This window comes from Pseudomonas sp. MF5691 (genome assembly GCF_016405645.1).
Classification (GTDB): Bacteria; Pseudomonadota; Gammaproteobacteria; order Pseudomonadales; family Pseudomonadaceae; genus Aquipseudomonas; species Aquipseudomonas shahriarae.
In genome coordinates, this window is the sequence record NZ_JAEKDC010000007.1 from 189,984 (window position 1) to 204,316 (window position 14,333).

At 61.3% G+C, this 14,333-nt stretch carries 14 protein-coding genes; 8 read left to right on the top strand and 6 right to left on the bottom strand.

The window, feature by feature from the left end; genetic code table 11:
- Positions 1-102: 102 nt before the first annotated feature.
- Together JFT44_RS13060 and JFT44_RS13065 are read left to right on the top strand one after the other, a co-directional pair.
- Positions 103-939: a S1 RNA-binding domain-containing protein gene (locus JFT44_RS13060; protein WP_029292380.1), complete on the top strand. Its 837-nt coding sequence runs from the start codon at positions 103-105 to the stop codon at positions 937-939.
- 66 nt (positions 940-1,005) lie between these two features.
- Positions 1,006-1,413, top strand: a complete 408-nt coding sequence (locus JFT44_RS13065) for a DUF2177 family protein (protein ID WP_120732179.1) — start codon at positions 1,006-1,008, stop codon at positions 1,411-1,413.
- On the opposite strand, the gene JFT44_RS13070 is transcribed toward JFT44_RS13065, so the two are convergent.
- A complete protein-coding gene (locus JFT44_RS13070) occupies positions 1,403-2,566 on the bottom strand; it encodes a YbfB/YjiJ family MFS transporter (RefSeq protein ID WP_198792358.1) in 1,164 nt (387 codons plus the stop codon). The two genes, JFT44_RS13065 and JFT44_RS13070, sit on opposite strands and share 11 nt — an antisense overlap.
- Before the next feature lie 102 nt (positions 2,567-2,668).
- Between JFT44_RS13070 and JFT44_RS13075 the strand changes: the two genes are divergently transcribed.
- From JFT44_RS13075 to JFT44_RS13085, 4 genes are all read left to right on the top strand, one after another.
- Entirely contained in the window at positions 2,669-3,562 is an 894-nt protein-coding gene (locus JFT44_RS13075; protein WP_057441212.1) for a LysR family transcriptional regulator, read from the top strand.
- Positions 3,563-3,701: 139 nt separating this feature from the next.
- On the top strand, positions 3,702-3,824 hold the full coding sequence (locus tag JFT44_RS28900) for a PA1414 family protein (RefSeq protein WP_003210728.1): 123 nt from the start codon (positions 3,702-3,704) through the stop codon (positions 3,822-3,824).
- A gap of 281 nt (positions 3,825-4,105) precedes the next feature.
- Positions 4,106-4,684: an N-acetylmuramoyl-L-alanine amidase gene (locus tag JFT44_RS13080; protein WP_225923844.1), complete on the top strand. Its 579-nt coding sequence runs from the start codon at positions 4,106-4,108 to the stop codon at positions 4,682-4,684.
- A complete protein-coding gene (locus tag JFT44_RS13085; protein ID WP_178112939.1) occupies positions 4,681-5,061 on the top strand; it encodes a hypothetical protein in 381 nt (126 codons plus the stop codon). The genes JFT44_RS13080 and JFT44_RS13085 overlap by 4 nt, the downstream gene beginning before the upstream one ends.
- 52 nt (positions 5,062-5,113) lie before the next feature.
- On the opposite strand, the gene JFT44_RS13090 is transcribed toward JFT44_RS13085, so the two are convergent.
- Together JFT44_RS13090 and speB are read right to left on the bottom strand one after the other, a co-directional pair.
- On the bottom strand, positions 5,114-6,496 hold the full coding sequence (locus JFT44_RS13090; protein ID WP_169989941.1) for a sodium:solute symporter: 1,383 nt from the start codon (positions 6,494-6,496) through the stop codon (positions 5,114-5,116).
- A gap of 53 nt (positions 6,497-6,549) precedes the next feature.
- Positions 6,550-7,500 (bottom strand): agmatinase, encoded by a 951-nt coding sequence (gene speB, locus JFT44_RS13095; RefSeq protein ID WP_120732183.1) that lies wholly within the window; start codon positions 7,498-7,500, stop codon positions 6,550-6,552.
- A 176-nt stretch (positions 7,501-7,676) separates the two neighbouring features.
- Here speB and JFT44_RS13100 point away from each other — a divergent pair, with 176 nt between their 5' ends.
- The gene (locus JFT44_RS13100) at positions 7,677-8,570 is read left to right on the top strand and encodes a LysR family transcriptional regulator (RefSeq protein ID WP_198830784.1); all 894 of its coding nucleotides are present in this window, start codon (positions 7,677-7,679) and stop codon (positions 8,568-8,570) included.
- Positions 8,571-8,572: 2 nt separating this feature from the next.
- On the top strand, positions 8,573-9,169 hold the full coding sequence (locus tag JFT44_RS13105; protein ID WP_198799745.1) for a tRNA-uridine aminocarboxypropyltransferase: 597 nt from the start codon (positions 8,573-8,575) through the stop codon (positions 9,167-9,169).
- A gap of 102 nt (positions 9,170-9,271) precedes the next feature.
- Here JFT44_RS13105 and JFT44_RS13110 read toward each other — a convergent pair whose 3' ends face one another.
- From JFT44_RS13110 to JFT44_RS13120, 3 genes are read right to left on the bottom strand one after another with little or no spacing between them, the layout of a single operon-like run.
- Positions 9,272-10,627, bottom strand: coding sequence for an HlyD family type I secretion periplasmic adaptor subunit (locus JFT44_RS13110; RefSeq protein WP_057441200.1), 1,356 nt, complete (start codon positions 10,625-10,627; stop codon positions 9,272-9,274).
- A gap of 9 nt (positions 10,628-10,636) precedes the next feature.
- Positions 10,637-12,796, bottom strand: a complete 2,160-nt coding sequence (locus tag JFT44_RS13115; protein WP_198830785.1) for a type I secretion system permease/ATPase — start codon at positions 12,794-12,796, stop codon at positions 10,637-10,639.
- A 23-nt stretch (positions 12,797-12,819) separates the two neighbouring features.
- Positions 12,820-14,178, bottom strand: coding sequence for a TolC family outer membrane protein (locus JFT44_RS13120; protein WP_120732185.1), 1,359 nt, complete (start codon positions 14,176-14,178; stop codon positions 12,820-12,822).
- Positions 14,179-14,333: the final 155 nt, after the last annotated feature.

Here is a 14,333-nt window from a genome sequence, read left to right on the forward strand (position 1 = left end):
AGTGCCCGGCAAACCCGCGATTTTTCAGGGTTGCGCGCCTGGACACGGGACCGCCGCCTTCAACTCGGGTAGAATGCCGCCCACGCAATGAGGGTATTGGAAATGGCTTTAGTCGGGCGCTACAACAGTTTGCAAGTGGTTAAACACACTAACTTTGGTTTGTATCTGGACGGTGAACAAGAGGGCGAAATCCTCTTGCCCAATCGTTATATTCCCAAAGATATTCCCAGTGAAGATGAAGACTGGCTTAACGTTTTTATTTATCTGGACAGCGATGACAAACTTATCGCGACCACTGAAAAACCAAAAGTGCAGGTGGGCGAGTTCGCCAGCCTGAAAGTGGTTGAAGTCAACAGCATCGGGGTGTTCCTCGACTGGGGCCTGCCCAAGGACCTGCTGCTGCCGTATTCCGAAGAAAAACGCCAGCTGACCGCCGGTGAATACTGTGTGGTGCACGTCTACCTCGACAAACACACCAAGCGCATCACCGCCACCGCGCGCCTGGACCGTTACCTGGACAAGACGCCGGCCAACTACACCGTGGGCCAGGAAGTCGACTTGCTGGTTGCCGAAGCCACTGATATGGGCTTCAAGGCAATCATCAATAACAAGCACTGGGGCCTGATCCACAAGAACGAAGTGTTCAAGTTCCTGCGTCCGGGCAAGGAAGAGAAGGGCTTCATCAAGGAAATCCGCGCCGACGGCAATATCAGCCTGAGCCTGCAGCCGGTCGGCGAGCAAGCGGCGTCCAGCCTGAACTCGAAGATCCTCGCCAAGTTGCGTGAAAACAACGGCAGCCTGCCGGTCAGCGACAAGAGTGACCCGACCGTGATCAGCAACTTGTTTGGCGTGAGCAAGGGCAACTTCAAGAAGGCCATTGGTGCGCTGTACAAGCAGGGGCAGATCGTAATTCACGCTGATCGTATTGAACTAAGCTGATTGCAACCTGCTCTTGTGTAGGCGTCGCTATCGCCGGTCAGCCGGCTCCTGCAGTGGGTCATCGCCATGAGCAAAAAAGTCGTGTTTGCTTACCTCGGTACGTTGTTGGCTTTTTTAGTGCTCGATGGCCTCTGGCTTGGGGTATTGATGGGGCCGACCTACAAGGGCCTGCTCGGGCCGCTGATGCTTGAGCAACCGCGATTGCTCCCGGCGGCGCTGTTCTACTGCCTTTATGTGTTCGGCTGCGTGGCCTTTGTAGTGTTGCCGGCGCTGGCCAGTGGCGGCTGGCAACGGGCTGCCCGCCTCGGTGCCTTGCTTGGGTTGGTCGCCTATGGCACCTACGACCTGAGCAACTGGGCGACCTTGCAAGGCTGGTCTGCGGGGCTGGCAGTGATGGACATGGCGTGGGGCACCTTTCTCACCGCTGCCTGCTGCTCGCTGGGATACTGGGCGGCGCGGCGCGTCAGCGGCTGACCGGCGCCCGGCAATCAACCTTTACCTGGGCGGGGCGTAGCAGTAGCGCTCCGGCCAGTATCAAGCCGCTGCCGGCTAACGTCAGTGCCGGCTGCAAGCCGCCGCTAAAATGGTTGCTCAACGACGCCAGCAGCGGGCCACTTAACTGGCCCAGGGCAAAACATGCCGTCAGCAGGCCGGTGCTCCGTTGCGCGCCGTGGGGCGCAACTTCCCGCGAACGTTGCATCACCAATTGCATGCAGGCCAGAAATGGCAGCCCACAGAGCAAGACACCCAGCACCAATCCCACGCCATTGCCCCACAGACAGGCGAAGACGCCAATCGCTTGCATCCACAGGGTTGCCATCAACCAGTAGCGTGTGGTGTCGGGGTTGGGCTTGCGCAGACTGACCAGCAACACGCCCAGGGCCGCCGCCAAGCCAAAGCATGGCCAGAACAGGTCTGCCTGCCAGGCGCCCTTGAACTGCGCGCTGGCCATTTGCGACAGGAAGGTGGCCGGAATGATGTAGCCCAGGCCATACAGCAGGTAAATCCAGCCCAGATGCGCGATGCTGCCGTTGCGCCCGGCAGGGGCGCTGCTTTGCGGCGCCCCCTTGTCCGGCTTGGGTAGGAACGGCAGGATCACCAGCAACATGCCCAGGGCGACCACGCCGTACACCAGCCACAGCGTTGCCGAATCCTCGCCCAACAGGTTGGAGGCCATTGCCAACAATCCCGTCAGCAGGATCCCCAGTCCAGGCCCGGCAAACACCAGTGCCCCCAGCCGCGGGCGCCCGGCGGCAATCGCCAGCGGCTGGCTCAGGCCGGTAATCATCACCAGCACCCAGGCGCTGGCCACACCCGTGCCGAAGCGCAGCAACAGGTGCGACCAGAAGCCGTTGGCCCAGAACGACGCCAGGGTCAGCAGCACACACAACCACAACCCGCCGAGCAACCGTCCGCGTATGTGGTGATGACTGCGCGCGAACATCGAGTCCACGGCCCCCACGAAATAGCCCAGGTAGTTGGCCGCGGCAATCAGCCCGGCGGCGGTCAGGTCGATTTGCCCTTCGCTGAGCAAGTGCGGCATCTGCGGGGTGAGAGCAAAGCGGCCAATGCCCATGGCCATCATCAGGGCGATAAAACTGGCGAGTAAACGAATCAGGGGAGACATGGGCCAAATTCCAGGAAGAAGCGATGACCTCAGGCTAAGGTGGATTAGTGTTCAGTAAAAATGAATAATACTGAGCAACTTGTTCAGTTTAGGAGAAAGGTCGTGGAGTTCAGCCAACTGCGTATTTTCCAGGCCGTGGCCGAAGAGGGCTCCATCACCCGTGCTGCAGAGCGTCTGCACCGGGTGCCATCGAACCTCTCGACCCGCCTCAAGCAAATGGAAGAGCAACTGGGCGTCGAGCTGTTCGTGCGCGAGCGCCAGCGCCTGCAACTGTCGCCTGCCGGCAAGGTGCTGCTCGACTACAGCACGCGCCTTTTGGCCCTGCATGATGAAGCGCACGGTGCCGTGCAGGGTGGCCAACCGGCCGGGGATTTTGTGCTGGGCAGCATGTACAGCACCGCTGCGATCCATTTGCCGAAACTGCTGGCGCAATATCACAAGGCTTACCCCATGGTGAACCTGCAAGTGCAGTCGGCGCCCAGTGGTGAACTGCTCGAAGGCCTGATCACCGGGCGCCTGGATGCGGCGCTGGTGGATGGCCCGTTGACCCTGGCGACCCTGGACGGCGTACCGCTGTGTGAGGAGCGCCTGCTGCTGATCTGCGAGGCGGACCACCCACCGGTACGCGGCCCGCAGGATGTGGCCGGGCGCGCGGTGTTCACCTTCCGACGCAGTTGTTCCTATCGGGCGCGCCTGGAGGCGTGGTTTTCCCACGACCGTGTGGCCATGGGTCGCGCCATCGAGATCGAGTCCTATCAAGGCATGCTTGCATGTGTGATTGCCGGTTCCGGGGTTGCGTTGATGTCCGAGTCGATGCTCGACAGCCTGCCCGGCAAGGACAGCGTGTCGATCCATCCCCTGGCCGAGCCATTTGCCCACGCCACCACCTGGCTGATGTGGCGCAAAGGCATGCTCGGGGCTAATCTCAATGCATGGATTGACCTGCAGCAAGAGGGCAAGACGCGGCCTGTACAAGAGTCCCGGGCGATTGCCTGACCGCCCCGTCAGGATTTGTATCAATTCAGTAATGGTTCGTTGCGGTTTCAGACAAGCATTACGTGGGACTTAGTACTACTATCTGTAGGAAGCAGCCACAGAATTCCAGCTGCTCGGCACTACCCTCAAAGGGGGCACCATGAAAGAAAAACTGCAAAACTGGCTGCACGACCTCGGCGTCGCACTCGGCTTGATCGAGCCACCGCTGCAACCGGTGCCAATCCGCACCGATGACGAACAGCGCCGCCCGCGTCGCAGGTAAGTCCGGAAAAGCGCTCAGACATTGGTGTTTGGGCGCGATCACTCGTCACACTGTCCCTGAAGCACAGTAGATTGGGCGTGCGGTTGTATGCGATTGCTTTGTACCAGTCTAAGTCCGGACTCCTAAATTAAGTTGCGCTCACCTTGTCTGACCCTGGAAGTATTCTGGTCGGACGTTTCTTTTTGTCTGCTCCCTCGACCACTTCCGTGTTTGGACGCTTTATATTCCTGCTCTCTTCAAGGAAGGAAGACAGGGCTATGTCGTGTGTTAACAGTGATGGAATGCTGGTTTCCGCCAAGGTGATACTGCGTCGGTTTTACGCGATTGAGCATGGGGATCTGCACGGTATACATGCTTTAGTTGTCCACCAGACGGATGCACCTACTGCGCAACATACGTTCAACGGCTACCTTGCAAAAGGCAGTGGTGCGCACTTTCTGATTGATAAAAATGGCTTTGTTTACCAGACGGCCAGCTTGAAAAAGCGCTGCTACCACGTTGGAAAGCTCATACGCTCGAAGTGCCTGGCGATTGATAAAAAATCGTGTGACAGCGCCCAGGTGGCCCGTATTCAAGCGTTATCGTGGACTGCGCAGATCAAGGCGTTGGACGCACATGAGCGAGCAAAAAGCTATCCTGAACGCTATCCTGTGAACTCCGACTCTATTGGCATCGAATTGGTGGGCAAACACTTGGATACCTCGCGGTATGAGTCCGTTACCCCCTTGCAGAACCAATCCCTTCAATGGCTCGTCAACGAGTTATATGTTCATTTCAACCTGTCCTCGGGTGATGTCTACAGGCACCCGCAGATATCCTATAAAAACCCGGGTGAAGCCAGTAGTGCGGTGTGGGAATGATGCCGATCAAAGCATGGCCGATAGGCGCATTACTCGTTCTTGCGGGATGTACGGATCGGCACACGCCCGACCTTGAAGGCATTGTTGTCTCCAGCTTCCAATCCCAAGAACCTGAGAGTTGCCGGCCTTCTGATGTGCCCCTTGATCCAAACCGTGTGCAGGCGTTTTTCCAGCGCGCCTCGAAGATTGATAGCCGCACCCTGCATGACCGTTACGAGTGGGCCCCTTGTTATCTGGAGGGCAACCTGAAGTACAACGGGCACATCTGCACATGGCAGGTTAGGGCGGGAGCTACTGGGGTCATCTGGTGTTCGGCGAAAGAGCAGTACTTTGCCTGTGACGAATGTGGTGATCTGTTTGAAAGACCTGAACAGTAAATAAGAGGGTGGGTGCGACAACCGACATCGCACCCGCTCAAGCCAGCTTCACTCAGGCAGCGTCGGCCGTCGCCACCTCTGGCCGACGCGACAGCACACTCACCAGCACAAAACTCACCACACTCACGCCCAGGCTGTAATAGATCGGCGTGTTTGCCTCCAAACCATCCTTGACCATAAACACCAGTGACGTGACAAACCCCAATGCCATGGCGCTGATCGCGCCCGCCGTCGTAGCGCGTTTCCAGTAAATCGCCCCGATCAATGGGATCAGCATGCCGCCGACCAGCAGGTTATAGGCCAGGGTCAGTGCGCTGATCACGTCGGTGACTATCAAGGCGATACCCAGCACGGCCACCCCAGTCAGCAGGGTGAACAGGCGGTTGATGTTCAGGCTCGACTGCTTGCCGCCGCGCAGGCGCGGCAGCAGGTCTTCGGTCAGCACGGTGGACGCGGCGAGCAGGCCGGCGCTGGCGGTGGACATCATCGCCGCCAGGGCCGCCGCGATCACCAGGCCGCGCAGGCCATCGGGCAACGACAGTTTGACGATGGCGGCGAAGGCGTTGTTGACGTTGTCCAGGTCCGGGATCAGCACATGGGCGGCCATGCCGATCAGGGCGCAGGCCAGGCCGTAGAGGATGCAGTAGAAGCCGGCGAAGGTTCCTGCGTACTGGGCGACTTTTGCGTCACGGGCGGTAAACACCCGTTGCCAGATGTCCTGGCCGATCAGGATGCCGAAAAAGTAGATCATGAAGTAGGTGATGATGGTGTCCCAGCCGATGCTGGTGAAGCTGAAACTGGCCGCCGGCAGTTTGGCCACCAGTTCATCCCAGCCGCCTACGCGGTACAGGCAGATCGGCAGCAGGATAAACATCAGGCCGACGGTCTTGATCACAAACTGCACGATATCGGTTAGCGTCAGCGACCACATGCCGCCAATGGTCGAATACACCAGCACCACGCCACCACCCAGCAGGATGGCGGCCCAGAACGGCAGGTCAAACATCACTTGCAATACGGTGCCGATCCCCAGGATCGAGGTCACCGCCAGCATCAGCGCATAGGCCAGCATGATCAGCCCGCTGGCCTGGCGGGCCGTGGGGTTGTAGCGCTGCTCCAGGACCTGGGTCACGGTGAAGATTTTCAGCTTGAGCAAGGGTTTTGCGAGAAACAGGTTCAGCGCAATGATCCCCGTGCCCAGCGCCGCGCAGAGCCAGAACCCGGAAATACCATGCACATAACCCAGGCGCACGCTGCCCACTGTGGACGCGCCGCCCAGCACCGTTGCGGCCATGGTGCCCATGTACAGGGTCGGCCCCAGGTTGCGCCCGGCGACTAGATAGTCTTCATGGGTCTTGGCCCGGCGCATGCCGAAATAGCCGAGCACGAGCATGCCGGCGGCGTAGATAAGTACGACGAATAGATCCAGAGCCATGGTGGCGCCTCTCCAGTTATTGTTTTTATGGACTAATCAGGTGACGCGCTACATCAACGGTGCGTGACTCCAGGCAGCACGCAGAGCATTTCGTACAGCAGGTTGGCGCCCAGCAACGAGGTGTTGCCGGTGGTGTCGTAGGGCGGCGAAACCTCCACCAGATCACAACCAATCAGGTCCAGGCCCTGGCAGCCCCGGATGATCTCGATCGCCTGTATGGTGGTCAGCCCGCCGATTTCCGGGGTGCCGGTGCCGGGCGCCCAGGCCGGGTCGATGCCGTCGATGTCGAAACTCAGGTACACCGGGCCGCCGCCGACCTTTTCCCGGACTTCGGCCATCAACGGCGCGAGGGAGTGGTGCCAGCATTCTTCGGCCTGGACCACGCGGAACCCCTGTTTGCGGCTCCAATTGAAGTCTTCGGCGGTATAGCCCTGGGCGCGCAGGCCGATTTGCACCACACGGTCGCAATCGAGCAGGCCCTCTTCGACGGCCCGGCGGAAGGTGGTGCCGTGGGCGATTTTCTCGCCGAACATATGGTCGTTGACGTCGGCGTGGGCATCGATATGCACCAGCCCGACCTTGCCGTGCTTCTTGTGGATCGCCCGCAGGATCGGCAGGGTGATGGTGTGGTCGCCGCCCAGGGTCAGCGGGATTACGTTATGGCCGAGGATCTCATCGTAGGCTTCTTCGATAATGCGCACGGCGTCCAGCAGGTTAAAGGTGTTGATCGCCACGTCGCCGATGTCGGCCACCGACAGCGAGTCGAACGGCGCAGCGCCGGTGGCCATGTTGTAGGGGCGGATCATCACCGACTCAGCGCGGATTTCACGCGGCCCGAAGCGGGTGCCGGCGCGCAGCGAGGTGCCGATATCCAGGGGCACGCCGACAAAGGCCGCATCCAGGCCGGCGGCGGTTTGCAGGTGGGGCAGGCGCATCATGGTGGCGATGCCGGCAAAGCGCGGCATTTCGTTGCCGCCCAGTGGTTGGTGAAAGATCTTGTCCACGGCAGTGCCTCATCGTTGTTGTGGTTATCAGAGGCCGATTCTGCGAAATGCCCGGCAACGGAAGAATCGCTGTGGGGAAATACTTAGTTCAGATTTTTCTGAACTAATGCCTGGGGTAGACTCCACCGGTTTGCGAAACCTGTTCCCTGTCCGCCGACTTTTTGCCTGGAGCGTCCATGGCCAATGCCTTGCCCGACCTGAAATTGCTGCGCATCTTCGTCAGCGTCGTGCGCCACCAGGGGTTTGCCAATGCCCAGCATGAGCTCAACCTGTCGACGTCGGCCATCAGCACCTATATGAGCCAACTGGAAGGCGCGTTGGGCCTGGTGCTGTGCCATCGCGGGCGTGGCGGGTTCAGCCTGACCAGCAAGGGCGAGTTGTTTCACCAGGAAACCTTGCGCCTGCTGGGCGAACTGGAGGGCTTCGAGCAATACGCGGCGGCGCTCAAGGGCGAACTGCGCGGCACGCTCAAACTGGGTGTGCTTGATTCGACCGTCAGCGACAAGGCCCTGCCATTTGCCGAAGTCATCGGCGCCTACAGCCTTGAGCACCCGGCGGTGCATCTGCACTTATCGGTGATGAGCCCCTACGAGCTGCAACTGGGGGTGCAGGACAATCGCCTGGACCTGGCCATCGGCGCCTTCTCCAACCGCATGAGCGGCTTGGTCTACATGCCGCTGTACCGCGAACAACACTGGCCCTATTGCAGCTCGCGGCATCCGCTGTTCAGCGAGCGACGCATTCCGGAGCAGGTGATTACCCAGCAACGCATGGTCGGGCGCGGTTACTGGAGCCAGGCGGAACTGGCGCGCCATGGCTTCAAACACAGCGCCGCCACTGTAGAAAGTATGGAGGCGCAGTTGATCCTGGTGTTGTCCGGCGCCTACATCGGCTACTTGCCCGAGCACTACGCCCAGGCCTGGGCCGACAAGGGCGACTTGCGGGTGCTGCTGCCGGCGACCTTTGGCTACCAGGCGCCGTTTTCGCTGATCATGCGCCGCGGGCGCAGCCGCGAACCGTTGATCCAGACCTTTCGCGATTTACTCAAAGCACAGCTCAATCAGGCCTGAATATGTCCAGACCCCAATGCCCCCGCTGCCTGCGGCCGACCACCCACTGCCTGTGCGCGCTGATCCCGAGCCTGCACAGCCGTACCCGGGTGTTGCTGTTGCAGCATCCCAGCGAGGTCAACCATGCGCTCAACACCGCGCGCCTCGCCGCGTTGGGCCTGGTGAATACGCAGTTGGTAGTGGGCGAAGTATTTGAAGACTTGCAGACCTTGCTCAACCCTCCGGGCTATCAGGCACGGCTGCTGTTTCCTGGCGAAGAGGCGCAGTCGCTGCAGACCTATGGCCCATCCGATGAGCCGTTGCTGCTGGTGGTGCCCGACGGTACCTGGCGCAAGGCGCGCAAGTTGCTGCACCTCAACCCGCTGCTGGCGGCGTTGCCACGGGTGACGCTGGCGGCGGGCGCAGTGTCCCGCTACCGATTGCGCAAGGCACCGGGGCCGGGGGCGTTGTCGACGGTGGAGGCAATTGTGCAGGCGTTGCAGGTGCTGGAGGCGCCGCAGTCATTTGATCCGTTGTTGCGGCCGTTTGAGGCGTTGATCGACGGGCAGATTGCAGCGATGGGGGAGGAGGTGTTTCAGCGCAATCATGGGGGTGATTAGCCGGTTCACCCAGGTCCAGCTCCCCCATTGACCGCGCCGCTCAAGACATACGCGGTCGATGTAGGAGCTGGCTTGCCGGCGATGGCGCCTGCCCAAACACCGCTAACGCTCGCGCATCGCCTCCGTGCGTGCCTTCAACACCGGCTTGAGCAAGTAATCCAGCACGCTTTTCTCCCCGGTAATAATGTCCACCGTTGCCACCATCCCCGGGATGATCAGCAACGGTTTTTTATCCCCGCCCAGATGGTTCTTATCGGTGCGCACCTGGATCAGGTAGAAGCTGTTGCCCTTGTCGTCGGTAATCGTATCGGCGCCGATCAGTTCCAGTTTCGCCGCCAGCCCGCCGTAGATCGTGTAGTCATAGGCACTGAACTTGACCATCGCCTTCTGCCCCGGATGCAAGAACGCCACGTCCTGGGGCCGTACTTTGGCCTCGATCAGCAGGTTGTCTTCCAGCGGGACGATTTCCACCATGTCGCTGCCCGGCTGGACGACACCGCCGATGGTGTTGACCTTCAGTTGCTTGATCACCCCATGCACCGGCGAGACCACGGTGGTGCGGCTGACGCGGTCATCAATGGCGATGCTCGTGGCGGTGATTTTTGACAGGTCGGTGCGTTTTTCGTTGAGTTCCTTGGCGGCTTCCGAGCGGAAGGTCTGCACCGATTCGTCGATTTTGCTCTTGATCTCATTGATCGCCGATTCCGCCCGGGGGATCGCCAAGGTGGTGGCGTTCAGCGAACCACGGATCTCCACGGCGCTGCGTTTGAGGCGCAGGATTTCCACCGGCGATACCGCACCGGTGCCTACCAGGGGCGCGGACATGTTCATCTCTTGTTGCAATAGAGCCAGGCTGGAGCTGAATTGGCCCTGTTTGGAGCGAAACTCCGCCAGTTCCTGGGTTTTCTGCCGCAACTGTTCACTCAAGGTCCGTTGCTCGCTGCTCAAGCGCCGCTGGCGTTGTTCAAACAGCGAGCGTTCGTCTTCGGCTACTTGCGGGGCCTTGGCGATCACTTCATCGGACAATTTGAACGGCCGCCCCTCGGCCTCGGCCGACAGGCGTTCGACCTGGGCGGTGAGGGCATACCGGTCGACTTCGCTTTCGCCCTTGTTCGAGCGGAACCGTGTGTCGTCCAGTTGCAGCAGTTTGTCGCCCTTGTCCACCATCTGCCCTTCGCGCACGTAGATCTGGGTGACGATGCCGCCTTCCAGGTTCTGGATCACTTGCACCTTGCTCGACGGGATGGCCTTGCCTTCGCCCATGGTCACTTCATCGAGAACGGCAAAGTTGGCCCACAGCAGGGCGCAGATGATCAGGCCGGCGGTCAGCCACACGATAATCCGTGAACGGCGCGGCGAGTCCTGCAGCGAAGCACCCGCCAGTTCGGGCATGAATTCGCTGTCGGCGGTTTTGCCAAAGCTCTTGAAGTAGCCCGGTGGCGCGGGAGTGGCTGACATGGTGGGCTCCTAGACGGCGGCCGAGCCGACACGGCCCTTGCGCAGTGCATCAATCACACTTTCTTTGGGGCCGTCGGCAACGATGCGGCCGTTGTCCAGCACGATCAAGCGGTCGACCAGGCTGAGCATCGAGGTACGGTGCGTGACCAACAGCAGTGTCTTGCCCTTGACCCACAGCTCCAGGCGCTGGCGCAGGGTTTCTTCGCTGCTGTTGTCCATGGCGCTGGTGGGTTCGTCCAGCAGCAGGATCGGCGGGTCGAGCAGCAACGCGCGGGCCAGCAACACCGCCTGGCGCTGGCCGCCGGACAGCAGTTGCCCGCGCTCGCCCACCGGCCGGTCGAAGCCTTGTGGGTGCTGGCGGGCCAGTTCGCTGACGCCGGTCAGTTCGGCCACTTCGAGCATCCGCACATCGCTGATATAGCGCGCGCCCAGGGTCAGGTTATCGCGCAGGCTACCGGCCAACAGCGGCAGGTCATGGGCCACATAGCCCACTTGTTGGCGCAGGTCGGCCACATCCAGCTGGCGCAGGTCGAGGCCATCGAGCAGTAACTGGCCTTCTTCTGGCGCGTAGAAGCCCATCACCAGGCGGCCCAGGGTGCTTTTGCCCGAGCCGCTGCGGCCGATAATGCCTACGCGCTCGCCGGCCTTGAGCTGGAAACTGACCTGGCTCAGGGCCGGGGTGTTCTGCCCGGCATAGCGGAAGGTGACCTGGCTGACTTCCAGGGCGCCACTCAGTTGCGTGCGCTCCAGTGGGCGCTGCTGCGGGTCGCGCTCCTGGGGCAGGGCCATCAGCGCGTCGGTGCTGCGCATGGTCAATTGCGCCTGCTGGTAGCGGGTGATCAACCCGGCGATCTGCCCCAGCGGCGCCAATACCCGGCTGCCGAGCATGTAGGTGGCCACCAGCGCGCCGACACTGAGGCTGCCGGCGATGATGCTGTAGACCCCGGCGACAATGGTCGCCATCCCGGAAAACTGCTGGATGAACAGCGTGCCATTGGTGGCCAGCGCCGAGAGGTTGCGCGCATGGCTGTCGAGGCGGGTGAGGGCGCCGTGGGTGCTTTCCCACTGGTGCTGGCGCTCGCTTTCGGCGCTGCAGGCCTTGAGGGTTTCCAGGCCGCTGAGGGTTTCGATCAACAGCGCCTGGCGTTCGGCGCCCAGGCTCAGGCTTTTTTGCACGGTGTCGCGCAGGCGTACCTGGATCAGCATTGCAAAGCCGATGGTCAGCGGGAACGCACACAAAGGGATGATCACCAGCCAGCCGCCGAGCAGGCCGATCACCACCAGCATCAGCACGGCGAAAGGCAGGTCGATCAGGCTGGTAAGGGTCACCGCGGTGAGGAATTCGCGCAGGCCCTGAAAGTCATGGATGCTTTGGGCAAAACCGCCGATGGTGGCGGGGCGCGCCTTCATCGACATGCCGGTGATGCGCTCGAACAGGGTCGCTGACAAAATCACATCGGTCTTCTTGCCGGCGGTGTCCAGCAGATGGGCGCGCACCACCCGCAGTACCAGCTCGAACGCCGTGCCGATCAGCAGGCCGATCACCAGTACCCACAAGGTCGAGGTGGCCTGGTTCGGCACCACGCGGTCGTAGGTCTGCATCACGAACAGCGGCACCATCAGGCCCAGCAGGTTGATCAGCAAACTGGCGAGAATTGCATCGCTGTACAGCCAGCGCGACAGCTTCAAGGTGTCGCGAAACCACGCCTCGACTCTTGGCACCAGCGGCGCGCGCAGGTCTTCGATTTCGTGCCGTGGCCGGGCAAACAGGGCCTGGCCGCTGTAGGCCGCGTCGAGCTCTTCGCGGCTGACCCACTGTTCGCCGCCTTCGGCTTCGCTGGGCAGGATCAGCGCCTGGCCATCCTCGCCCCAGCGCCGCAACACCGCGCAGCGGCCTTCGTTGAGCAGCAACAGCACTGGCAGGTTCAGCGCCGAGATGGCCTTCAAGTCCCGGCGCAATACCCGCGCCTGCAAGCTGGCCCGGGCCGCGGCCCGTGGCAGCAAGTTCAGGCTCAGGCGTTGTTGCGCCAAGGGCAGGCCGGCGCTCAGGCTGCTACGGCTGACGCTGCAGCCGTGCAGCTTGCAGAGGATCAGCAGGCCGTCGAGCAACGGGTCATCAAAGCTCTGGCGCGGGTCGACACCCGGGTTCAGCGGTTCCATCTGGCTCACGGCGATCTGCTCCACGTCGTTGGCTACTTCAGGTCAGGCAGGTGGGCTTCGCTTCTGACTTCCGACTGGGCAATGGCTTCGGCCGGCACCACCACGCGCTCCTTGTTCAGCAACTCGCCCATATTGGCCAGCACGCGGTACATGGAGAACTCTTCGGTGTAGCGCACTTCGGTGTAGCGCCGGTTGGCGTTGTACAGCTCGTTTTCACTGTCCAGCAGGTCCAGCAGGGTGCGTTGGCCCAGGCCGAACTGGTCCTGATAGGCCGCGCGTACGCGCTGGGTGGTTTCGGCATATTCGCGGGCGGTGGGGGTCTGGATGCGGGCGTTGTCCATGGCATGCCAGGCCAGGTTGAGGTTCTCGTTGAGCATGCGCAGGGCGTTGTTGCGGATGTCCATGGCCTGGTTGATCTTGTGCGAGTCCGACGCCAGGCGGGCCTTGTCGCTGCCGCCACGGAACAGGTTGTAGTTCATCACCACACCCACCCGCCATTCGTTGTCGTGGCCCAGGTCGCCCTGCACATTGTTATTGGCGCCCACCGCCGCCTCGGCATCGAAGCGTGGATAGAACGGCGACTTGGCCACCTCGTACTGGCTCTCGGCGGCCATCACATCGGACTGGGCCGACTTCAGATAGGGGTTGTTCTCCAGCATGCTGCGCCGGGCGCCGAGTTGGTCGCTGGGCAGCTCGCCCTTGATCGAGGCCGGGCTTTCCAGTTCATCCGGCATGCGCCCGACCACGCTATAGAAGTTCGATTCGGCGTCTTGCAGGTCGACCAGTGCGGTCTGGTAGTTATTGTCTGCCAGGGCCCGGCGGGCGGTGGACTGGTCGCGGTCGGCGGTGCTGCCGATGCCGCGCTCGGTGCGCAGGCCGATCTGGTCGGTGACGCGCAGGTGCGCCTGCAGGTTGTTCTTGGCCAATGTCAGCAGGTCGCGGCGCTTGAGTACTTCCAGGTACACCTCGACGGTGCGCAGGGCCAGGCTCTCGGCGGTGCCACGGGTGTAATAGGCGCGGGAGTTGACCACCGCCCCGGTGCGCTGCACTTCGTTGGAGGTGTTGAAACCGTCGAACAGCATCTGGCGCAGGCGCAGTTCCGACTGGGTGTAGTTGTCGGTCTCGGTGTGGTGATTGCCACCACGGGCGCGGGTGGTGCTGTTGTCGCTGTAGTCACGGCCGTAGGCGGCATTGAGGTCGAGACTGGGGTAGAAGCCGCCTCTGGCGACTTTCACATCTTCATCGGCCGAAAGCCGGCTGTTACGGCTGGCATTCAGTTCCGGGTGAGTGTCCAGCGTGCTTTGGATCGCTTGGGTCAGCGACATTGCTTGGGTGTTGGTGCAGGCCATGGCGATCAGAATCGCGCTGCAGAGGGGGGTAAAGGCGCGCATGGGTACATCTCCCGGTGTCAGTGTTACTGGTCTGTCGCCATTTATTTGACGAATTTAGGGGGCAAACCGTCTCAGGCTTGTAACAACACAGCTAAGAACATTTGCGGGGGGAGCTAAGAAGGATTTCTCATAATGTTTATGTCCAAAAAAACTTA

Bases quoted from the DNA above. Each gene is read 5' to 3' on its own strand.
- JFT44_RS13105 (WP_198799745.1), top strand. From the start codon at position 8,573: ATGTCCAGACCCCAATGCCCCCGCTGCCTGCGGCCGACCACCCACTGC.
- JFT44_RS13120 (WP_120732185.1), bottom strand. From the start codon at position 14,178: ATGCGCGCCTTTACCCCCCTCTGCAGCGCGATTCTGATCGCCATGGCC.
- JFT44_RS13110 (WP_057441200.1), bottom strand. From the start codon at position 10,627: ATGTCAGCCACTCCCGCGCCACCGGGCTACTTCAAGAGCTTTGGCAAA.
- JFT44_RS13060 (WP_029292380.1), top strand. From the start codon at position 103: ATGGCTTTAGTCGGGCGCTACAACAGTTTGCAAGTGGTTAAACACACT.
- JFT44_RS13065 (WP_120732179.1), top strand. From the start codon at position 1,006: ATGAGCAAAAAAGTCGTGTTTGCTTACCTCGGTACGTTGTTGGCTTTT.
- JFT44_RS13090 (WP_169989941.1), bottom strand. From the start codon at position 6,496: ATGGCTCTGGATCTATTCGTCGTACTTATCTACGCCGCCGGCATGCTC.
- JFT44_RS13070 (WP_198792358.1), bottom strand. From the start codon at position 2,566: ATGTCTCCCCTGATTCGTTTACTCGCCAGTTTTATCGCCCTGATGATG.
- JFT44_RS13080 (WP_225923844.1), top strand. From the start codon at position 4,106: ATGCTGGTTTCCGCCAAGGTGATACTGCGTCGGTTTTACGCGATTGAG.
- JFT44_RS13085 (WP_178112939.1), top strand. From the start codon at position 4,681: ATGATGCCGATCAAAGCATGGCCGATAGGCGCATTACTCGTTCTTGCG.
- JFT44_RS13100 (WP_198830784.1), top strand. From the start codon at position 7,677: ATGGCCAATGCCTTGCCCGACCTGAAATTGCTGCGCATCTTCGTCAGC.
- JFT44_RS28900 (WP_003210728.1), top strand. From the start codon at position 3,702: ATGAAAGAAAAACTGCAAAACTGGCTGCACGACCTCGGCGTCGCACTC.